Source organism: Avibacterium sp. 20-126 (assembly GCF_044358625.1).
Lineage (GTDB): Bacteria > Pseudomonadota > Gammaproteobacteria > Enterobacterales > Pasteurellaceae > Avibacterium.
This window is the reverse complement of the sequence record NZ_CP091457.1, coordinates 1,513,184-1,535,140: the sequence shown is the minus strand read 5'-3', so window position 1 is coordinate 1,535,140 and position 21,957 is coordinate 1,513,184. Positions and strand designations below refer to the sequence as shown.

Here is a 21,957-nt window from a genome sequence, read left to right as displayed (position 1 = left end):
GCACGCTTTTAAAAGTGCGGTGATTTTTTGCTTAGTTTTTAGAAGCGTAATTATTTCTTTTCTTTCTCATCACAGTTATCAATATCACTACATTTACCGTAAAGATATAAACTGTGTGTTTTTAATTTAATACCGTGTTCTTCACTAATTTGTTTTTGTCGTTGTTCAATGATCTCGTCATTAAACTCGAAGACTTTGCCACAATCCACGCAAATAATATGATCGTGATGTTCATTCGGTGCAAGTTCAAAAACGGATTTATTTCCTTCAAAGTTATGGCGAATGAGAATATTTGCTTCATCAAATTGGTTAAGTACACGGTAAACCGTTGCTAAGCCAATATCTTCACCGCGTTCAAGCAATAGTTTATAAACATCTTCTGCAGAAAAATGTGACATACTATGTTCTTGCATTAACGCTAAAATCGTTAAGCGTGGCTCGGTAATTTTTAACCCTGCTTTTTTAAGAAGTTTAATATTTTCTTCAGACATAATGTTTCCTTTCTTTTGCTCTTGGTGGGTTACTCAACTAACTCAGCTAAACACATTTCATCAAAAACTTGTTTTGTCCATTTTTCAACACGTTCAGCAGTCAGTTCTGGCTGACGATCTTCATCAATACATAGACCTACAAATGTATTTTCATCAACGAGTGCCTGTGAAACTTCAAAAGTGTAACCTTCCGTTGGCCAATGACCGACAATAATCGCACCTTTTGGTTCGATAATATCACGTACTGTTCCCATTGCATCGCAGAAATATTCTGCATAGTCTTCTTGATCACCACAACCAAAAATGGCAACTAATTTATCTGTGAAGTCAATTTCTTCTAAGGTTGGGAAAAAGTCGTCCCAGTCGCATTGGGCTTCACCATAGTACCAAGTTGGGATACCAATCATTAAAAAGTCATAGGCTTCAATATCTTCTTTTGTACTCTTGGCAATATCACGAATATCTACCACTTCTGAGCCTAATTGTTTTTGAATCATTCGTGCAATGTTTTCAGTATTGCCCGTGTCACTACCATAAAATAAACCAACGATAGCCATTTTTATTTCCTATTTTCTTGAAATTTAAAATATTCTTGTAAAATCGTTACGATTAACTCTGAACGACTAACACGCTGTACAGACGCTAAATCTTCCAATTGTTGAACAATATCCGTATGCAATTTCAGCTCAACACGCTTTAAACCGCAGGATTTATCCCGTCTAAGTTGATTACGTTTGTTGATACGGAGTTGTTGTTCTCGGGTCAGCGGATTTGTTTTTGGGCGTCCCACTTTGGGTGTGTTAGCAAACAGATCTAAGGTTATGCAATCTGCATCTTGTTTTGCCATTTTTCAAATCACTGAACTGGTTAAAATGTAGCTAATTGAGAATGATAAGCTACAACTACTCATCGCCGCGAACTATATCACAATTCATAGTTGATTAAAACCCTCAACCTTTGATTGGTGAGATTGTTATTGGCTATCTAAAAAACGCTGAATAATGCGAATAATCGCGTCAGGTTTTTCGGCGTGTACCCAATGTCCACTGCCGTTAATGGTGAAGGAGCTGGCTTGGGGGAATTGGGCTAAAATCTGCTTGCTATATTCAGGCTGAATATAATCAGACAGTCCACCTTTGATAAATAGAGTCGGGTTGGGATAAAAACAATCTTGCCAATCCATAAGGTGAGAATAATTTTGTTTCAGTGCGGTTAAATTAAAGCGAAATTTTTCAGTAGATTGTGCATCAAAGGATTTCAACATAAATTGCTGAATGCTTTCTTCTGGTATGTGTTGAGCTAATATTGGTTTGGCTTGCTGGCGTGTTTCTGCGTGAGCTTCTTTTACGGCGAAAAGGCCATCAAATACGCTATTATGTCCGTGTTCGCCATATTTCATTGGCGCAATATCAATAACGATCAATTTTTTCACTAAATCAGGGCGAAGGCTTGCCGCTTTCATCGCAGTTTTTCCCCCCATGGAATGCCCGATCAAGATCACCTGTTTAAGATCTAAATGTTCAATAGTGGCTAATAGGTCTTCCGCCATTAAATCATAATTCATTGATTCAGAATGAAAACTCTGTCCGTGATTGCGTAAATCTAGGCGTAAAATAGGGTAATTTTCCGCAAAGGCTCGGGCGATTACCCCTAAATTATTCATATCGCCAAATAATCCGTGAATAAACACTAAGGTTGGGTTGCTAGTAGGTTGTTTTAATTGATGAAATTGAAAATTGAGTAATTGCGTTTGCGACATAATTTTTGCGTGAGTATTTGAAAATAAATCGTTATAATGTTGCAAAAGCGTAAAGAGATCAAGCAACTGGAGAGAAAAAATGAAAATTATTGAAGTAGATGAAGAACTTTATCAATACATAGCCAGCCAAACCCGATCTATCGGTGAAAGTGCTTCTGATATTTTACGCCGTTTACTCAATTTTCCTGCGGTGCGTACTGATCATAATGTGACCTTTGTACCAAACCTTTCTGCTGATAATCAAAGTGCGGTGGAAATTTCCAACGAATTAGCACGAGATAATGAAAAAGTGGAAGAAAAACCAGCCGCAAAAGAAAAAGTGGCAACGAAAAAGCAATCTGATGAGGCGATCCAAAAAGTGGTTAGCAAGGTGCGTGAGTTGATCCAGTCCGCTGATTTTCAGCAAGAAAGCAAAGCAGTGGTGCGCTTCTTGGCTATTTTACGCGTGCTTTATCGCACCAATCCAGAAAGTTTTGCACAGGCTACGGAATCCTTACAAGGGCGTACGCGCGTGTACTTTGCCCGTGATGAGGGGACGTTGTTAATGGCGGGGAATCACACTAAGCCAAAACAAATTCCTAATACGCCATATTGGGTGATCACCAATACGAATAGTGGGCGTAAAATGTTAATGTTGGAAGGTGCAATGCAATCAATGCACTTGCCAGAAGAATTGATTGACGAAGTGCGCACATTTTTCACGGTAAATTAATTGGCATTACAATGACATATCTTTGGCAACATTATGCCGCCCAGCCTGATTATCAACATAAAGTAGCCTTGCGCAATGAGCAAGGCGAACTTTTTTCTTGGCAGCAACTGAGTGAAAAAATTAATACTGTGGCACAGGCATTTTCTCAGCAAGGAGTGAATGTTGGTGAGGGGATTGCCTTATGCGGAAAAAATAGTTTTGCGCTCTTACTTGCCTATTTAGCAGGGATTCAACTGGGCGCGAGAGTGTTGGGGATTAATCCTGCTTTTCCAGAAGAAAAGATTGTCCAGTTATGTGAAAATGCGGATGTGCATTTTTATTATGATCCTAAGGGCGAAAAAATATTGCAAAATTGCACCGCACTTGTTGTATCCGTTACGGCTTCGCAAGCTAAAAAAAATTGCACGGCGGCTTATGATCCCAATCGTCCAGCGACAATGACACTCACATCTGGTTCAACGGGTAATCCTAAAGCGGTGGTGCATAGCCTGCAAGGACATTTGGATAATGCGCAAGGCGTGTGCAAATTAATGGCATTTGGGGCAGAAAATGCGTGGTTGCTTTCTTTACCGTTATATCACGTTTCAGGGCAAGGTATTGTATGGCGCTGGTTGCACGCGGGAGCAAGATTGCATTTACCGAATGAGAATTTTTATTCCGCCGCGGCTGAGGTTTCACATTTATCTCTTGTGCCAACACAATTGCAACGCTTTCTCACTTATTTGCAACAACGTTCTGAACAGACTGAACAGACTCAGCACATTTTATTAGGGGGCAGCCATATTCCCCTTGCCTTAACGCAGCAGGCGGCACAATATCGTCTGACTTGTTATTCTGGTTATGGAATGACAGAAATGGCATCCACAGTCTGTGCGAAAAAAAGCGATCAATATCGTGGTGTGGGCTTCCCCCTCAAAGGTCGAGAACTTGCGCTGATTGAGGGAGAAATTTGTTTGCGTGGTGCAGGCTTAGGGCTAGGTTATTGGCAACAGGGTGAAATATTGCCTTTGGTTCAACAGGATGGTTGGCTTCACACCAAAGATCTCGGTGAATGGCAAAATGATGAGCTATGCGTTTTAGGGCGATTAGACAATATGTTTATTTCAGGCGGAGAAAATATTCAGCCTGAAGAAATTGAACGGGTTATTTTGCATTATCCTAAGGTAAAACAAGTCGTTATCCTGCCTGTGGAGGATATGGAATTTGGGCAACGCCCTGTGGCAATGGTTGAGTTTATTGATGAATTTAGCCAAAGTGCGGTGAAAAATTTACGAATTTGGCTTGCCTCGCGATTAGAAAAATTTAAACAACCGATACACTATTTTCCATTAGATGTGGCACAATGCCAGCAACAGGGAACGATTAAAATTTCGCGTAATGCGTTAAAAATGGCTTTAAAAGAATTACTAGGAAAATAAAATGAAAATAATTAAACGTATTTGGGCGATCTTTTTTCTGTCCTTGGCTTGGACTTCTGCAAGTTGGGCAGATTTACCAAAAGAAGCGGATATTCAAACACAGCTTGCCGCGGCAAAAGAGGCCGATCAAACGGATGTCAATAATAAAATCTTGGTGCAAAATCTTGAAGAAACCCTCACGTTGCTTGGAAATATTGAAAAGCAAAAAGCGGATAACGCATCATTAAGTCAATCTGTGGAGAATGCCCCTAGTCAGGTTGCGGCTTTACAGGCGGCGGTAGATAAATTAAAAAATGCCTCACCTGTTACGGTAAAAGCGTTTGAGAAATTATCGTTGGCTGAGTTGCAAACACAATCTATGGCTACTCAGCAACATTTACAGCAAATCCAAGCGGATTTGGGTGCAATTAATGCTCAGTTAGTGAGCCAACGCGCCGCACCTGAACGTGCGCAGTCTGCATTGAGCGCGAATTTAATTCGTTCACAAGAAATTGATAAATTACTCTTTGGCATTAGTACGGGAGATTCCGTAGAAAAAAATAAGCTCGAAACAGAGCTGGCGTTGATCGGCTTGCAAAACAGCTATAATCAAATGTTATTGCAAGGCAATAATGATTTGACTTCGCTTTATACCATTCAATTAGAGCAAAAAACCTTGATGCAGCAGCAGTTGCAAACAAAATTAGCAATGCTACAAGAAGTGATTAATGAAAAGAATTTGCAAGAAACCCGTGAGCAGGCAGAGCAGTTAAAACAATCGCAAACGAATGTGCAAGATAGCAATCCTATCATTGTTGAACAACAAAACCAAAATGTGCGAATTAGCCAAGATTTGGTAAAACAGACGGCGCAGTTAAATGTGCTATCACAAGATAGCTTACGAATAAAAAGTGTGCTGGATAATTTGCAACAAACAGAGCGAAACATTAACGAGCAAATTAGTGCGTTACAAGGAACGTTAGTGCTTTCACGTATTATCAATAAGCAAAAGCAACTTTTACCGCAAGATCAAATGATTCGTGGGCTGGCAAAGCAGATTACGGATTTACGTGTGCAAATTTTTGATTTAACTGAGTTGCGCGATAATTTATATGATACCCAAAGCTACATTGTCAGTTTAGAAAAAAACGCGAACACACATTTAACGGACGATGAAAAAAATCAGCTGACTGCAATTTTACAAGAGCGGCGTAAATTATTGTCAGATTCCATTACGAACCTGAATAATCAGCTAAATTTAGCGATTAATATTGAGTTAAACCAACAGCAGGTTACGGCAATTAGTGATGCTTTGCAGGGCAAATTACAACAGCAAAGTTTCTGGGTGAGAAGTAATCCACCGTTGGATATGGATTGGTTTACTAATTTCTTGCCAAAAGTGAAATACCAGTTGCAAGATATTAAAAGTTTGATCAATTTCGCGAATTGGAAAGATAACTTCGTGCCAACGGTTTTACAAGTTATTCTACTTTTGCTTTTGGCAGCATTGATTCAGTGGCGTAAAGAAAAAATCACCCAACGTCTGGCTTATATTAACAGTAAAATCAATACATTAAGAGGTGAACGCCAGCATTATACCCCCGAGGCGATTTTATGGACGTTAATCTTATGTTTGCGTTCTACACTGATTTTTCTTTCTCTTTTAATTTTAATTGCGTCAATCTGTTTTGAAAATCCAGAACCGTTTTGGTTGTGGTCTTTAAAAATGGCGGGGTATTGGTTGTTCTTTGCGTTTATTTTGGCAATGCTACGCCCAAATGGATTAGCCTATCGTCACTTTAATATGCCGCAATATAATGTACAGCTATTTTATTCCGTTTCTAAACGTTCAGTTTGGATCTATGCGTTATGGCTGAATGCCTCGATTTTTACCCATTTAGACACGGGGATTACGAATGATGTGATCGGGGAAGTGCTAACCATTTCAATTTTAGTGATTTCCCTTTTTATCGTAGGGCCACGTTTACGCTATGCGGTAAGTATTTATCAGAAAACCCAAGAACAAGCAGGTGAGCGGAGCTATTTATTTAAATTTGCTCGTATTTTACTTGTGATTGCGCCGATAGCATTAATTGTGTTGATTATAATGGGGTACTATTACACCGCACTTAATTTGATGGAACATTTAATGTCTTCTTATTTTGTATTGGTGCTTTGGATGATCGCAAAAGATGTGATTTATCGTAGTTTTACCGTGTCAGCACGTCGATTATCTTATCGCCGTTTATTAGAAAAGCGTGAGCAAATGCAAGCGCAAAAAGAAGAGAATAGTGATAATGAGCTAAATTCGGAAATTCAACAAGAAGAAGTATTGAATATTTCACAAGTCAAGAGCCAAGTAAAAAGTATCGTTGATCTATTACTTTGGGTGAGCTTATTTGGTTTATTTTATTGGGTTTGGTCAGATCTTATTACCGTAGCTTATTATCTTGAAGGCGTAACCTTATGGCAGCAACAAGTTACGACAGATTCAGGAACGGTAACCGAATCAATAACGTTACTTAATTTGTTATTTGCTTTAATTATCTTGATAGGGACTTATGCGATCGTTAAAAATATCGCGGGTTTGCTGGAAGTCTTAATTTTCTCTCGAGTGAGTTTTTCACAGGGTACCCCTTATACGATTACCACATTATTAACTTATTTTATCGTTGCATTAGGCGGTGGGGCGGCTTTTTCCGTGCTGGGAATGTCGTGGTCTAAATTACAATGGTTATTTGCCGCACTTTCTGTTGGTTTAGGTTTTGGTTTACAGGAAATTTTTGCTAACTTTATTTCAGGGATTATTATTTTATTTGAACGTCCAGTGCGCATTGGTGATGTGGTAACGATTGGAGAATATTCTGGTACGGTTTCAAAAATCCGTATCCGCTCAACCACATTAATTGATTTTGATAAAAAAGAAGTGATTGTGCCAAATAAAGCCTTTGTGACAGAGCGTTTAATTAACTGGGCATTAACAGATTCGATGACTCGTGTGGTGATTAACGTGGGCGTAGCGTATGGATCGGATCTGGAATTAGTTAAACGTTTATTATTACAAGCGGCAGATGAATGTGAATATGTGTTGAAAGATCCTGAGCCTATGGCATACTTCCTTGTCTTTGGTGCAAGTACATTAGATCATGAACTACGGGTTTATGTGGGCAATCTTAATGAAAGAACGATGACGATCGATCATCTCAATCGTCGAATTGATGAACTCTTTGCCGCACATAATGTAGAAATCGCCTTTAATCAACTTGATGTCTTTATTAAAAATCAAGCAACGGCACAAGAAGTACAAATTATGTCAGAAAATTTAGCAAAATCATAAGGAATAACAGAAGGAAAAATAATGGCAGGAAACAGCATCGGACAACTTTTTCGAGTAACCACTTTTGGCGAATCGCACGGCATTGCTTTGGGCTGTATTGTGGACGGTATCCCACCGGGGCTTGAGTTATCTGAACAGGATATCCAACCTGATTTAGATCGCCGTAAACCCGGCACCTCTCGCTATACCACCGCAAGACGAGAAGATGATGAAGTGCAAATTCTTTCTGGGGTGTTTGAAGGAAAAACCACAGGTACGAGCATTGGAATGATCATCAAAAATGCCGATCAACGCTCACAAGATTATGGTGAAATTAAAGATCGTTTCCGCCCGGGGCACGCTGATTATACTTATCAACAAAAATACGGTTTGCGTGATTATCGTGGAGGTGGACGTTCTTCTGCACGAGAAACCGCGATGAGAGTGGCAGCTGGGGCAATTGCGAAAAAATATTTACGTGAACATTTTGGCATTGAAGTACGTGGTTATCTCTCACAAATTGGCTCAGTAAATATCGATCCCAAAACCGTAGAGGACATTACACAAATTGATTGGCAACAAGTAAACAGTAATCCCTTTTTTAGCCCAGATCCAAGTGCGGTGGAAAAATTTGATGAATTAATCCGTGAACTAAAAAAAGAAGGCAATTCAATCGGTGCTAAATTAACGGTGGTGGCAGAAAATGTGCCAGTTGGCTTAGGTGAACCGGTTTTTGATCGCCTTGATGCGGATTTGGCGCACGCCTTAATGGGCATTAACGCGGTGAAAGCGGTAGAAATTGGTGATGGTTTTGCGGTGGTCGAACAAAAAGGCACGCAGCACCGCGATGAAATGACGCCAGAAGGTTTTTGTTCTAACCACGCAGGTGGTATTTTGGGTGGGATCAGCTCTGGACAACCCATTATTGCGACGATTGCACTAAAACCAACATCTAGCATCACCATTGCGGGACGCTCCGTCAATTTAAATAATGAAGCCGTGGAAGTTATCACCAAAGGACGCCACGATCCTTGTGTTGGGATTCGTGCCGTGCCGATTGCAGAAGCAATGACCGCCATTGTTTTACTCGATCACCTATTAAGATTTAAGGCTCAATGTAAATGAAAAAGTTAATTCAATTAGTCAGTGCGGTGCTTTTTTGTGGCATTTTTTCGACTAGCAGTGTCATAGCTAGTCCAGAATATTGGCAAAAAGTAAAACGTCCGATCTCAGGTGAACCTGAACCAGTTGGCTCATATAGTAATGGCTGTATCATTGGAGCTAAACCCTTGCCATTTAATGGGGAAGGATACCAAGTGATTCGGACAAGTAAAAACCGTTATTATGGACACCCTGATATGATTGCCTATTTACAGCGCTTAGGTAAAAAAGTGAAGCAAGCGGGGATTCCAACAATGCTTATCGGCGATATTGCGATGCCGGGGGGCGGACGTTTTCTTACTGGACACGCCAGCCATCAAATGGGCTTGGATGCGGATATTTGGCTACGCTTAGGACGTTTATCCGATAAAGATGCACAAAACCCAGCGGGAATGGGCTTGTTAGTGGTGGATCGTAAAGCACAGCGTGTTGATGATTCTGTATGGACAGAAAATCACGTCAATCTAATCCGTCTAGCCGCACAAGATAAGCAAGTAGCACGTATTTTTGTCAATCCAGCGATTAAAGTGAAACTTTGTCAAACGGTACGCGGGGATCGTAGCTGGCTACAAAAAATCCGTCCTTGGTTTGGCCACGATTCGCATTTTCACGTTCGTTTAACTTGTCCGCAAGGCGCTAAATATTGTGAAAATCAAGCCCCCATTCCTGCGGGTGAAGGCTGTGGTGAAGAATTATATTCTTGGTTTAAACCTGCCAAACCATCAACAGGCAGTGTAAAGCCCAAACCACGTCCAGCTGAACCTTTTTTATGCCAGCAAGTGAGCAGCTCACCAAACCAAAGTGAATGGTTGGAATAATCCTTCGAGATAGGAACGAAAAATGGAAATCAGCCTCAACCTTATTGCCTTATTATTTGTTGTCGCATTAATTGCGGGGTTTATTGACGCTATTGCAGGTGGTGGTGGCTTAATCACCATCCCCGCATTATTGATGACAGGCATCCCCCCAGCAATGGCATTAGGCACAAACAAATTGCAGGCTTGTGGCGGATCTTTTTCCGCAAGTTTTTATTTTTTACGTAAAAAAGCGGTAGATTTAAGTGCCATTTGGTTACTGGTGCTGATGACATTTATCGGCGCAGTGTTTGGCACGCTACTTATTCAGCTCGTTGATAGTGCATTGATTAAAAAGGTTATCCCCTTTTTAGTCCTCGCAATTGGTCTGTATTTTTTATTTACGCCAAATTTGGGCGATGAAGATCGCCATAAACGCATTTCTTACGCAACGTTTGCCTTTAGTGCGGGATTTGGGATCGGTTTTTATGACGGTTTCTTCGGCCCCGGAACAGGTTCACTATTGAGTTTAGCTTTTGTAACCTTATTGGGTTTTAATCTTGCTAAAGCGACTGCTCACGCCAAAGTATTAAATTTTACCTCAAATATTGCCGCACTTTTGTTATTTCTGATTGGCGGACAAATCTGGTGGGAAGCAGGGCTGGTAATGATGTTAGGACAGATTATTGGCGCAAACTTAGGCGCGAAAATGGTATTAAGCAAAGGTAAACAGCTAATTCGTCCGATGGTGGTGATGATGTCTTTCATTATGACGGCTAAAATGGCCTATGATCAAGGCTGGTTTGGGTAGTTGAGGATTTATGACACAACAAGATGATGTACGTTTAACCGCGCGCATAGGCTATGATCCCAAATGGCAATGGGCGTTTTTATTGCCAAAATATTGGGCTGTTTGGCTAGGTATTTTGGCTTTGGCGTTATTCGCCTTTATACCTTTTCGTTTAAGGGATAAGCTTGCGGCGAAAATTGGTTTAATTGTAGCGCAAAAAGCAAAAAAACAACGTCATAGAGCGAGCGTGAATTTACAATATTGCTTTCCTGATTGGACAGAAGAGCAACGCGAAAAGGTGATTGATGAAATGTTCATCACCGTGAGCCAAGTGATGCTTGGCATTGGGGAAATTGCATTGCGTTCCAAAAAACATTTGCAGCAACGCAGTGAATTTATTGGTTTAGACGTTATTCAGCAGGCCAAATCGGCAGGTCATAATATTATTTTAATGGTGCCACACGGTTGGGCAATTGATGCTTCGGGTATTATTTTACATACTTATGGAATGCCAATGACGTCGATGTATAATCCACATCGTAATCCCTTAGTGGATTGGCTATGGACAATGGCACGTCAGCGTTTTGGCGGAAAAATGCACGCTCGTCAAAATGGGATCAAACCTTTTCTTAATGCGGTCAAAAAAGGCGAAATGGGGTATTATTTGCCCGATGAAGATTATGGCGAAGAATTAAGTGAATATGCTGATTTTTTTGCCACTTATAAAGCCACTTTACCGGGGCTGAATAAAATGGCAAAACTTGCTAAAGCCGTGGTGATCCCAATGTTTCCTCGTTATAACGCAGAGCGGGGCAAATATGAAATGGAAATTCATCCACCAATGCCAATCAGCGAAGATCCCGCGCAAATGGCACGGGAAATGAACAAAGAAATTGAGCAATTTGTTACCCCAACGCCAGAGCAATATGTATGGATTTTGCGTTTATTAAAAACCCGAAAAGATGGTGCGGATATTTATCGTTAAATTAAATAATCTGTGGTAATATGCGTGCCGCTCTTTTTTATAGAAAACGGTCGAAAATTTGACCGCACTTTAGGTAAGAAAATGAACAAACAATTAGAACTGATTAAATCATCGATCAAATCTATTCCAAACTACCCGAAAGAAGGCATTATCTTTCGTGATATTACAAGCCTCGTTGAAGTCCCACAGGCGTTCAAGGCAACCATTGATTTAATCGTGGCGCAATACAAAGACAAAGGGATCAATAAAGTTATTGGCACAGAAAGCCGTGGTTTTATTTTTGGCGCACCCGTGGCATTAGCGTTAAATGTTCCTTTTGTATTAGTGCGTAAACCAGGTAAATTACCCCGTGAAACGATTGCCCAATCCTATCAATTAGAATATGGTCAAGATACCTTAGAAATTCACACTGATTCTATTCAATCAGGCGATAACGTGTTGATTATTGATGATTTATTAGCCACGGGGGGGACGGTAGAAGCTACCGTGAAATTGGTTGAACGTTTAGGTGGGGAAGTGAAAAATGCCGCTTTCGTCATTAATTTACCTGAACTCGGTGGTGAACAACGGTTACGTGATTTAGGGGTAACGCCATTTTCCTTAGTGAATTTTGACGGACACTAATTTATCCTAAGCGAGCAAGCAATGAGTTATCAAGTATTAGCAAGAAAATGGCGACCGCAAAAGTTCTCCGATGTAGTAGGACAGAAACCTGTTCTTACTGCACTTGCTAACGGATTGAATGAAAATCGCTTACATCACGCCTATCTTTTTTCGGGAACGCGTGGCGTGGGGAAAACCTCGATTGCTCGCTTGTTCGCAAAAGGGTTGAATTGTGTTGAAGGGGTAACAGCGAATCCTTGTGGGGTTTGTGAGCATTGCAAAGCCATTGAAGAAGGGCGTTTTATCGATCTTATTGAAATTGATGCGGCTTCACGTACTAAGGTAGAAGACACCCGTGAACTGCTTGATAACGTGCAATATAAACCGGTGCAAGGGCGTTATAAAGTGTATTTAATTGACGAAGTGCATATGCTCTCTCGTCATTCTTTCAATGCGTTACTGAAAACCCTTGAAGAACCGCCTGAATATGTCAAATTCTTACTGGCAACCACAGATCCGCAGAAGTTACCGATTACTATTTTATCGCGTTGTATTCAATTTCATCTTAAAGCACTTGATCAACAACAAATTGCCGATCATTTAGCCTTTATTTTACAGCAAGAGAAGATCCCTTTTGAACCGCTTGCCATTGAAAAATTAGCGAAAGCCGCACAAGGCAGTATCCGTGATAGTCTAAGCTTAACAGATCAAGCTATTGCAATGAGCAACGCAAATATTACCCTTGATGTGGTAAACACAATGCTTGGCTTACTCGATGATAGTCAGCCTATTGATATTTTGTATGCCTTACAGCAAGGTAATGGCGAAGGCTTAATGAAAGCAATTCAAGCCGTGGCGGAAAAAGGCGGTGATTGGAACGAATTGTTAAAAGCTGTGGCAGAAAACCTGCATAAAATTGCAATGTGTCAATTGCTACCACAGGCGCAAATTAGTGATGAAAGCCATATTGGCTTTTTGGCAAAATACCTTCCACCAGAAGATGTACAATTTTTCTATCAAATTATCTTAAACGGACAGAAAGAGCTTTCCTTTGCACCAACTCAGCGAATGGGCGTAGAAATGATTTTACTACGTGCGTTGGCTTTTCATCCTAAACTGATCCAAGCAGCGCCTGAAATGCAGCCAGTGGAACAAGTGAATTCCTCCCAGAATTCAGTGCAAAGTGCGGTACAAAATCACACAAAATTAGTGGAAATGCCCGTGGTATCGCAACAATTTAAGGCACATCCAGAATCAAAAACAACGCAATTTGTTGCGCAACCACAAGGACATTCAACATCAAATCGTCCATCTTCTGCGATGAGTAATGCAGCGTTAGAAGTGATGGATGCATTGGATCAACTTTCTTCCCCTGTAACGAGCGAAAAAAAAAACACTAATACCAATCAAGTGACGGATCTCCCTGTGGTAGAACGCAAATTTAGCCAGCAGAAAAACACTGGGCGATCTATCCATCAGCAGATTTCTCAGCCATCAATTCCTCAACCGCTAGAAGCAGAGATACCACCAATGGATATGCCTGTCATTCAAAGTGCGGTGCAAAATCAGCCAGATTTTTCTGCTGATCTTGATCAGGAAGATGATCTCAATTTAGCTGAAAACTACCGTTGGAACTGGAGCAATCCAGCAATGGCAGAAGAACAGGATAATGCAAGTCCGTCAGAAATTCGCAAAGCCATTTTAGAAAATACAACGCCAGAACTAAAAGAAAAAGTACTGACTATGGCAAAAGCGCAGGATAAATGGACGGATATTATCGAACAGTTAGCTATTTCAGGTTTAGCAAAACAAATGGCAATGAATTGCGTAATTTTAAGCCAGAGTGAAAACCAAATTCAGCTAGGCTTGCGCCGAGATAAATTGCATCTGAATAATGAAAAACTTCGCATTCAGTTACAAACAGCCTTAAGTCAATTTTATCAGCAAGATGTGACAATTTCTGTGGAAACTAATGCAGATCTCCAACAGCTCACCCCAATGGACTACCGTAAACAAATCTACCAAGAGTTAAGCGAACAGGCGCGAGAAAATTTACAAGCAGATGAACGTTTACAGCGCTTCTGCGAAGAATTTGATGGCGTATTGGCACTTGATAGTGTTCGTCCAGTTTAATCATCTAAAACGCAGTTTATGACTAAAAAAATAAAGTGCGGTGATAAATTAGGGCATTTTTTCGCTTAAAAAATCATCACTTCATTGTTATATTGACCACGAGAAATACCCATAAAGAAGTATAAGGATCGGATTGACTGATCTTTTTTATCAATCCTTGAATAAAAACTGTGCGGAAGATCACATAAACTGCAACAATATATTTACATCAGATTTACTCTTGTTAAACTTCCGCACGAAATTTTATGTTTAATTTTTATGAGGTTCTTTATGTTATGGTTTCTCTCCTGCGTAGCCTTGCTTTTATTGGGCTACTTTTTATACGGTTCTGTGGTTGAGCGTGTCTTTAAGATCAATCCAAACCGTGCAACCCCAGCTCACACAATGGCTGACGGCGTGGATTATGTGCCGATGTCTAAAAAGAAAATCTGGCTTATCCAATTATTAAATATTGCAGGAACGGGGCCAATTTTTGGTCCAATTCTTGGGGCATTATATGGACCTGTTGCGATGTTATGGATCGTTTTTGGCTGCATTTTTGCAGGCGCCGTACACGATTATTTCTGTGGAATGTTAAGTGTTCGCAATGGGGGACAATCAGTGCCTAACCTTGCGGGTAAATATTTAGGTGCGCCAGTTAAGCATTTTATGAATGCCCTTGCGCTTGTATTGTTAATTCTTGTTGGGGTTGTATTCGTCATTTCACCAGCCAGCTTATTAACCAATCTAACAGTGGATAATGTCGGTGAAATGTTCAACCTAGAAACGAAAAGCACATTATTAGTTTGGACAGCAATTATTTTTGGTTATTACATCATTGCTACTTTAGTGCCAGTGGACAAAATTATTGGGCGCATTTATCCATTGTTTGGTGCGTTATTGCTATTTATGTCTTTTGGAATGTTATTTGCCTTATTATTTGAAGACAAAGCCTTATTCCATACTGTTGGCGAGATGAGTTTCTCGAAATTCTTTGAAAATATGCATCCAAAAGATTTACCAATTTGGCCATTGATTTTCGTTACCATTGCTTGCGGTGCGGTTTCAGGTTTCCACGCAACACAATCTCCATTGATGGCACGTTGTATGGAAAATGAAAAAGAAGGTCGCTTTGTTTTCTATGGTGCGATGATCGGCGAAGGGGTGATTGCCTTAATTTGGTGTACAGTAGGCTTAACTTTCTACGATAGCCCAGCACTAATGAATGATGCAATCACCGCAGGTACACCATCAAAAGTGGTTTATGATTCCGCCACCCATATGCTGGGCTACTTCGGTGGTATTTTAGCGGTGCTTGGTGTGGTGGTATTACCAATCACTTCTGGTGATACCTCATTCCGTGCTGCACGTTTGATTATCGCGGAATTTTTCAAAATTGATCAACGTAATTTAGTTAAACGTTTAATGATCGCTATTCCATTATTCGTACTAGGTTTCATCATTTCTAAACTCGATTTCCAAGTAATTTGGCGTTACTTCGGCTGGGCAAACCAAACGACCGCAATGGTTATGTTATGGACAGCCGCGGCTTATTTATATCGCTATCATAAATTCCACTGGATTTGTACAATTCCAGCCATCTTTATGACAATGGTTTCTGCCACTTTCCTTGCTTATGCAAAAATTGGCTTAGGTTTAAGCTACGATGTGTCTGTTTGGGTAGGCACAGGCTTAACACTATTAGCGATCATTTGCTTCTTCACCTTGTTAAAACCAATTTCCAATGGTGATCCTGATTCTGAAACAGTCAGAAGCTAAAAAAACTCCACAAAATTCACCCGCACTTGAGAAACCAAGTGCGGTTTTTTTATTCTCACGTTTAGATAAGTTATTTTCCTATCATTTGGAAAGAACGCAAATAGCTCAATGACATTATGCACGGTATGCAGCCAAGTAAGGAATTTGAGAAATTACTCACAGGGGAAGCAGCAAGAGCGGCGATTGCGACTGCTGATGCCTGTACAAAATCTCGTTATGAAAATCGTAAAGTTGAGGTGCGAGAGGTAATGTAATGTGAGATAAAAAATTCCCCCTTTAAAAAGGGGGAATTCATAGTTTATTGTTTGTGATAAAAAATGCCCTATTTTTCCACCGCACTTTTTACTTCATCGATCATAATCCCCATACTTTCCAAACCACCGAAAGTTAAATACCAATTTGCGGCATTTAAGTAAACAATATGATTATTTTTATACGCTTGAGTTTGGTGAATAATAGCGTTATCTAACACGGTTTGGGCATTATTGGCTTTGTCCGTAATGGCTGCAGTACGATCCACGATCAATAAATAATCTGGATTTTTTTCTAGCACATATTCAAACCCAATGCTCATTCCGTGGGTGGAGGATTTAATATTTTTATCAATAGGGGTGAAGCCAAAACCACTATAAACGATACCATAGCGAGAGTTTTCACCAAAAGCACTCATACGGCTTTCATTGACTAAAGCAAGTAGGGCGGTTTTGCCTTTGGTTTTTTCTGCAAGGGCTTTCATTTGTTTGTCCAGCTGTGCCAGTTTTTCCTCTGCCACTTGTTGTTTATCAAAAATTTGTCCAAATGCGTGGATATTTTGTTGAAAACTTGGATAGAAATTATTGTAGTCCACTTTAACAAAAAAGACTGGCGCAATTTCTTTTAAGCGATCCAATACTTTTTCTTGGCGACCGGTGGCGATGATAAGGTCTGGGTGAAGATCATTGATTTTCTCAAACGCAGGCTCTGGTGGCACGCCAACACTCGCGTAATGTTCTTTGCTAAATTCGCTTAAATATTCAGGCACTTTGCCGGCATTGCTGATGCCAACAATGCGATCTTTTGCACCTAGCGCGCGAAGGGTATCCACAGCTGAGAAATCAAGCACCACAACACGCTTAGGATTTTGTGGCACAACTTGTTTGCCAGCTGCATTTTCTACGGTAATATCCGCTGCATTCGCACTGGCAACGCCGAGTAAGGCGCAAAGACTGAGGGCAAGGGTTGAGAAGGTTTTTTTCATAGCATACTCCTGTATTAAGCTGATTGATGTCGAAAATACACAGCAATTTTGTGCTGATTAATTTGTTGAATTGGGATTGGCATATCGTAAATGCTCGCTAAAATGGGTTCTTGCATCATTGTGGCAACGTCCCCTTGATGAACTAATTTGCCGTCTTTCATTGCAATAATGTAATCAGAATAACAAGAGGCAAAATTAATATCGTGGATCACAATGACTACCGTTTTATTCAATTCGGTGGTGAGCTTGTGTAGCACTTGCATAATTTGGACGGAATGTTTCATATCTAAATTGTTCAGTGGTTCATCAAGCAAAATGTAATCTGTATCTTGCGCCAAGGTCATTGCGATATAGGCACGTTGGCGCTGCCCACCGCTAAGCTGGTTGATATATTGATGACGAAACTCGCCTAGATCCATATAGGCAATCGCATTATCAATAAAAGTGCGGTCGTTTTTGGTTAAATTTCCTTGGCTATAAGGAAAGCGCCCGAAGGCAACCAATTCTTCCACCGTTAAACGCAAGTTGATGTGATTAGATTGTTTTAGAATAGAAAGTTGTTTAGCAATGTCACTGCTTTTTTGCTGATGTAATGGCACCCCATTTAGGCTTACCGTGCCGCTATCTGCACGCAGTAAACGGCTGATAATGGCAAGCACCGTGCTTTTTCCTGCACCATTTGGGCCGATAAACGAGGTAATTTTACCTTGCGGAATGGTAACCGAAAGGTTATCTACGACTTTTTTAGTACCATAAGATTTATTAATATTTTTAATCTCTATTGCCATTTTTTATTTGTCCTTAATAACAGATAAAGGAAATAGACGCCACCAACAAAGTTCACGATAATGCTCAAGGTGGTGTTAAAGGTGAAGACTTGGGAAACCAGTAATTGCCCGAAAACAAGGGTGATCACGGCGATCAGCATTGCGGCGGGGATTAATATTGTGTGGCGATAAGTACGAATAAATTCAAAGGTAACATTCATCACCAATAAGCCCAAGAAGGTTAAAGGTCCAACAAGTGCGGTGGAAATTGACGTTAAAATTGCCACAACAATGAGTAATCTCTTAGTGATCGCGGGATAATCCACACCTAAGTTAATTGCTTGTTCACGCCCAAGGGCAAGCACATCAAAATAACGCACATAGCGTAGGGTATAAAGTATTGTGGCGAGTAAGCCAGCTAACGCGATCCATAAAATATCAAGATTGATACGGTTAAAACTGGCAAAGCCGATGTCTTGTGCGATCTGAAATTCATTGGGATCGATGAGTACTTCCATAAAAGAAGTTAAACTTTGGAAAAAAGTGCCAAAAATGATCCCCACTAAAAGCAAGAAAAACAGGCTTTGTTGTTCATTTTTAAACAAAAAACGATAGAGACCCAGTGCGAATAACATCATCAAACTGGTGCAAACAAAAAATAATACAATGGGGTTCATTGAGGTTAATGTGCTTGAACCAAAGAGAAAAATAATCAGGGTTTGAATGAGCAAATACAGATTATCCAAGCCTAAAATACTCGGCGTTAAAATGCGATTATTTACAATGGTTTGGAAGATCATCGTAGCCAGTGCAATTGCCACACCTGTCATTACAATAGCAAGCACGCCAAGAGCGCGGTTATATAAGGCATATTCCCAGCGAGTAGGGAGATGATAAAACACATACAGCACTATGCTAAGTAATGCGAAAATACTCAGTAAAATCAATGATTTTTTAGGATCGTAAACGTGCTTAACCATTTTGAACCCTTTGTTTTAACAGCATATAAAGAAAAATGGCACTGCCGAATACGCCCACAATGGCGTTAATGGAAATTTCGTAAGGATAAATCAACGTGCGCCCCAGAATATCGCAAAACAGCACAAAAACAGCACCTAAAAGTGCGGTGTGAGACAGCACTTTTTTCAAATTATCCCCCAAATAAAGGGTAACAATATTGGGAATAATCAGTCCGAGAAAGGGGATAACCCCCACCGAGACAATGATGATCGATGATACCGTTGCGACTATGGCTAAGCCTAAATAAAGCACTTGCTGATAGTTCAAACCAAGATTGACTGCAAAATCTTGCCCCATTCCTACAATGGAAAAACGATTGGCAAAAAGATAAGCAAGCACCAATGCTGGAATGCTGAAATATAACATTTCATAACGCCCAGCCATTACTAAGGAAAAATCACCTTGCAACCAACCAGAAAGGTTTTGTAACAAATCTTGTTGATAGGCAATAAATGCGGTGATAGCGCTAATAATATTGCCAAACATAATGCCGACTAACGGCACAAAAATGCTATCTTTAAATTTCAGCTTAGAAAGCAACGTCATAAACAACAATGTGCCACAAAAAGAAACCAGAATTGCAACACTTGTTTTGAGTAACATTGAAGCAGAAGGAAACAGTAACATTGCAATTAAAATGCCAAGCCTTGCGCTATCCATCGTACCAGCTGTGGTTGGGGAAACAAACCGATTACGGCTTAACTGCTGCATAACCAATCCACAAATACTCAATGATGCCCCAGCAATCAAAATACTGACTAAACGGGGCAAGCGGCTAATCAAAAATATTTGCCACTGCTGAGCATCAAAATTGAGTAATCCTTGCAAATTAACGGTACTTACGCCTAAAAAGAGGGAAATACCCGAAAGTAACAATAATAAGATAAACAAATAACGGCGTTTAATCATATTAATAGATTTTAAAAATGAGAATAATTAGCATAATTATATTGAATGTTATCACGTCAGCGTTGAAGAGCAAAGAAAAATCAAAGTGCGGTGCAAAAATCCCTCACATTTATTAAATTTTCCTCTTGTAAGGGAAAACACTATTTTTCTTATCATTTGGCGCGTATGATAGAAAAGATTTTATAAATAAATGAATGAGGAATCGAATGGAACAGCAATTTTCAGCGTTATTTCAACCGTATTTTTTGAATAACAATGTTGAAATCAAAAATCGTTTAGTGGTTGCCCCTTTAACCCATTTTGCATCAAACCCTGATGGCACATTAGGAAGCCAAGAGGCTCAATTTTTGCAAGGGCGTGCAGAAAATATGGGAATGTTTATTACCGCAGCAACATTGGTGTCAGAAAATGGTAAGGCATTTCAAGGACAGCCAGAAGCGTTAAATGAATTTCATTTGGAAAGTTTAAGTAAAACTGCGGAGATTATTAAACAGCAAGGTGCAAAAGCCATTCTGCAACTTCATCACGGCGGAAAATTAGCGCTATCTGAATTATTGAATGGAAAAGAGAAAGTGGCTCCCTCAGCAGATCCTGACACACAAACAAGGGCGTTGACTCAAGAAGAGATTTTGCAAATTATTCAAGATTTTGCTTTCGCCACAGAGCTTGCTATTCGCTCGGGGTTTGATGGGGTAGAAATTCACGGGGCGAACGGTTATTTAATTCAGCAATTTTTCTCTAAGCAAAGTAATCAACGTACCGATGAGTGGGGAGGGAATTTGACAAATCGTTTGCGTTTCCCACTTGCAGTGATCGATGCAGTGAATGCAATGCGTGAGAAACATCAATGCCCAGCATTCATTATTGGCTATCGTTTATCGCCAGAAGAGCCGGGTGAGAATGGATTAACAATGACAGACACGCTTGAATTGGTGTCCGCTTTAGCTGAGAAGCCATTACAATATTTACACGTGTCATTGTGGGATTTTTATAAAAAGGCTCGCCGTGGTGCGGATACTAATTCTGCCCGTCTTGAATTAATTCATCAACGTCTAAATGGCCGTTTACCGCTTATTGGAGTGGGAAATTTATTCAGCGCAGAACAGCTTGTTGGCGCCTTGAATACAGGATGGGTAGAGTTTGTTGGTGTGGGTAAGTCTATAATGATTAACCCAAATCTTGCGACGTTAATTGCCCAAGGAAAAACGCAAGAAATTATCACCGCACTTGATCCTGAGCAGCCAGATCATTATCGCATACCTGATTATTTATGGTCTTTATGTATAAAAGGCAGCCCTTGGTTACCACCAGTGAAAGGGCAAGATTGGCAACCTGTAGATATTTAAAACGCAAATAGCACTCGGTATGAGTGCTATTTTTATATCCATTAAGTGCGGTGTACTTTTAGTCACTATTAAAAATGAGATCGTAACGATATTCTGTTCATAGTTACCATTATAGTTACTACGATCCGCCCTTTAACTCAATTAGCTACGGTTAGTTACGATAAGCAAAATAGGCTAAAACCTTGAAATTACAGGCATTAAAAAAGCCTTTCGAGTGATTACGAAAGGCTTAGTTAAGTGTTATGGTGCTCTGAGCGAGACTTGAACTCGCACGTCCTATGGACACTACCCCCTCAAGATAGCGTGTCTACCAATTCCACCATCAGAGCAAAATTCGGTTTAGATTATTGTGGGATATCTGAATTTTGTTTTTCTTCCACTTTTGGTTGCTGTTCTTGAATTTTTTCTGCAACTTGTGAAAGATTATCAAATTTTCCTTGTTTTACCTCACCGTGGTGAGAGTTAATGTTAGCAATAGCAAGGCTAGTAACAAAGAAGATGACTGCTAAGATTGCGGTTGTACGGGATAAAAAATTCCCTGCACCACTTGCACCAAATACTGTACCTGATGCACCGCCTCCAAATGAAGCACCTGCGTTTGCACCTTTACCTTGTTGGATTAAAATGAAACCAATAAGAATAACAGATACAACTAAGTAGATAATTAACAGTGCTTGATACATTATTTCTTCTCTTGTTATTGGATACCAAAAATTAACGGGCGAATATTAGCGAATATTAAAACAGCGCGCAAGCGATTTTCTTTAAAAAATTGTCGA

The 21,957-nt window shown here is 40.1% G+C and carries 20 protein-coding genes, 1 tRNA gene and 1 pseudogene; 11 read left to right on the top strand and 11 right to left on the bottom strand.

From position 1 onward, the window contains the following. Positions 1 to 50: 50 nt before the first annotated feature. The 4 genes from fur to L4F91_RS07120 form a co-directional block, all read right to left on the bottom strand. Entirely contained in the window at positions 51 to 491 is a 441-nt protein-coding gene (gene fur, locus L4F91_RS07135) for a ferric iron uptake transcriptional regulator (RefSeq protein WP_395895675.1), read from the bottom strand. 29 nt (positions 492 to 520) lie between these two features. Next, positions 521 to 1,048: a flavodoxin FldA gene (gene fldA / locus L4F91_RS07130; protein ID WP_115249319.1), complete on the bottom strand. Its 528-nt coding sequence runs from the start codon at positions 1,046 to 1,048 to the stop codon at positions 521 to 523. Between the two features lie 2 nt (positions 1,049 to 1,050). Then, positions 1,051 to 1,338, bottom strand: a complete 288-nt coding sequence (gene ybfE, locus L4F91_RS07125) for a LexA regulated protein (RefSeq protein ID WP_250349765.1) — start codon at positions 1,336 to 1,338, stop codon at positions 1,051 to 1,053. A gap of 126 nt (positions 1,339 to 1,464) precedes the next feature. Continuing rightward, a complete protein-coding gene (locus tag L4F91_RS07120; protein ID WP_395895672.1) occupies positions 1,465 to 2,250 on the bottom strand; it encodes an alpha/beta fold hydrolase in 786 nt (261 codons plus the stop codon). 79 nt (positions 2,251 to 2,329) lie between these two features. On the opposite strand from L4F91_RS07120, the gene seqA reads away from it, so the two are divergent. The 10 genes from seqA to L4F91_RS07070 all read left to right on the top strand — a co-directional run bounded on the left by seqA (position 2,330) and on the right by L4F91_RS07070 (position 15,899). Then, positions 2,330 to 2,962: a replication initiation negative regulator SeqA gene (gene seqA, locus L4F91_RS07115; RefSeq protein ID WP_395895670.1), complete on the top strand. Its 633-nt coding sequence runs from the start codon at positions 2,330 to 2,332 to the stop codon at positions 2,960 to 2,962. Between the two features lie 11 nt (positions 2,963 to 2,973). Then, complete coding sequence (menE, locus tag L4F91_RS07110) at positions 2,974 to 4,380, top strand: o-succinylbenzoate--CoA ligase (RefSeq protein ID WP_395895668.1); 1,407 nt, start codon at positions 2,974 to 2,976, stop codon at positions 4,378 to 4,380. Position 4,381: 1 nt separating this feature from the next. Next, complete coding sequence (gene mscK / locus L4F91_RS07105) at positions 4,382 to 7,696, top strand: mechanosensitive channel MscK (protein WP_395895667.1); 3,315 nt, start codon at positions 4,382 to 4,384, stop codon at positions 7,694 to 7,696. Between the two features lie 21 nt (positions 7,697 to 7,717). Continuing rightward, entirely contained in the window at positions 7,718 to 8,800 is a 1,083-nt protein-coding gene (gene aroC, locus L4F91_RS07100; protein WP_250363377.1) for a chorismate synthase, read from the top strand. Beyond that, complete coding sequence (gene mepA / locus L4F91_RS07095; RefSeq protein ID WP_395895664.1) at positions 8,797 to 9,654, top strand: penicillin-insensitive murein endopeptidase; 858 nt, start codon at positions 8,797 to 8,799, stop codon at positions 9,652 to 9,654. Before aroC ends, mepA begins: the two co-directional genes overlap by 4 nt. Positions 9,655 to 9,676: 22 nt before the next feature. Next, positions 9,677 to 10,441: a TSUP family transporter gene (locus tag L4F91_RS07090; protein ID WP_250349772.1), complete on the top strand. Its 765-nt coding sequence runs from the start codon at positions 9,677 to 9,679 to the stop codon at positions 10,439 to 10,441. A gap of 10 nt (positions 10,442 to 10,451) precedes the next feature. After that, positions 10,452 to 11,405, top strand: coding sequence for a lauroyl-Kdo(2)-lipid IV(A) myristoyltransferase (lpxM, locus tag L4F91_RS07085; RefSeq protein ID WP_395895662.1), 954 nt, complete (start codon positions 10,452 to 10,454; stop codon positions 11,403 to 11,405). Positions 11,406 to 11,486: 81 nt separating this feature from the next. Then, positions 11,487 to 12,029: an adenine phosphoribosyltransferase gene (gene apt, locus L4F91_RS07080; protein WP_395895660.1), complete on the top strand. Its 543-nt coding sequence runs from the start codon at positions 11,487 to 11,489 to the stop codon at positions 12,027 to 12,029. Between the two features lie 21 nt (positions 12,030 to 12,050). Then, on the top strand, positions 12,051 to 14,141 hold the full coding sequence (dnaX, locus tag L4F91_RS07075; protein ID WP_395895658.1) for a DNA polymerase III subunit gamma/tau: 2,091 nt from the start codon (positions 12,051 to 12,053) through the stop codon (positions 14,139 to 14,141). Positions 14,142 to 14,411: 270 nt separating this feature from the next. Beyond that, positions 14,412 to 15,899, top strand: a complete 1,488-nt coding sequence (locus L4F91_RS07070; protein ID WP_250349776.1) for a carbon starvation protein A — start codon at positions 14,412 to 14,414, stop codon at positions 15,897 to 15,899. Positions 15,900 to 15,969: 70 nt separating this feature from the next. Here the strand turns inward: L4F91_RS07070 and L4F91_RS07065 are convergent. From L4F91_RS07065 to L4F91_RS07045, 5 genes and pseudogenes are all read right to left on the bottom strand, one after another. Continuing rightward, a pseudogene (locus L4F91_RS07065) lies at positions 15,970 to 16,086 on the bottom strand (hypothetical protein); the annotation flags it as partial. A 135-nt stretch (positions 16,087 to 16,221) separates the two neighbouring features. After that, a complete protein-coding gene (locus tag L4F91_RS07060) occupies positions 16,222 to 17,136 on the bottom strand; it encodes a siderophore ABC transporter substrate-binding protein (RefSeq protein ID WP_395895656.1) in 915 nt (304 codons plus the stop codon). Positions 17,137 to 17,150: 14 nt separating this feature from the next. Continuing rightward, the gene (locus L4F91_RS07055) at positions 17,151 to 17,924 is read right to left on the bottom strand and encodes an ABC transporter ATP-binding protein (protein WP_395895653.1); all 774 of its coding nucleotides are present in this window, start codon (positions 17,922 to 17,924) and stop codon (positions 17,151 to 17,153) included. Beyond that, positions 17,915 to 18,883 (bottom strand): iron chelate uptake ABC transporter family permease subunit, encoded by a 969-nt coding sequence (locus L4F91_RS07050; RefSeq protein WP_265777919.1) that lies wholly within the window; start codon positions 18,881 to 18,883, stop codon positions 17,915 to 17,917. Before L4F91_RS07050 ends, L4F91_RS07055 begins: the two co-directional genes overlap by 10 nt. Further along, positions 18,876 to 19,832, bottom strand: coding sequence for an ABC transporter permease (locus L4F91_RS07045; RefSeq protein ID WP_395895651.1), 957 nt, complete (start codon positions 19,830 to 19,832; stop codon positions 18,876 to 18,878). The genes L4F91_RS07050 and L4F91_RS07045 overlap by 8 nt, the downstream gene beginning before the upstream one ends. A 206-nt stretch (positions 19,833 to 20,038) precedes the next feature. On the opposite strand from L4F91_RS07045, the gene L4F91_RS07040 reads away from it, so the two are divergent. Then, complete coding sequence (locus L4F91_RS07040) at positions 20,039 to 21,178, top strand: NADH-dependent flavin oxidoreductase (RefSeq protein ID WP_395895649.1); 1,140 nt, start codon at positions 20,039 to 20,041, stop codon at positions 21,176 to 21,178. A gap of 243 nt (positions 21,179 to 21,421) precedes the next feature. Here L4F91_RS07040 and L4F91_RS07035 read toward each other — a convergent pair. Together L4F91_RS07035 and secG are read right to left on the bottom strand one after the other, a co-directional pair. Continuing rightward, positions 21,422 to 21,507 (bottom strand) — tRNA-Leu (locus L4F91_RS07035). A 15-nt stretch (positions 21,508 to 21,522) separates the two neighbouring features. Then, positions 21,523 to 21,861, bottom strand: coding sequence for a preprotein translocase subunit SecG (secG, locus tag L4F91_RS07030; protein WP_250349781.1), 339 nt, complete (start codon positions 21,859 to 21,861; stop codon positions 21,523 to 21,525). Positions 21,862 to 21,957: the final 96 nt, after the last annotated feature.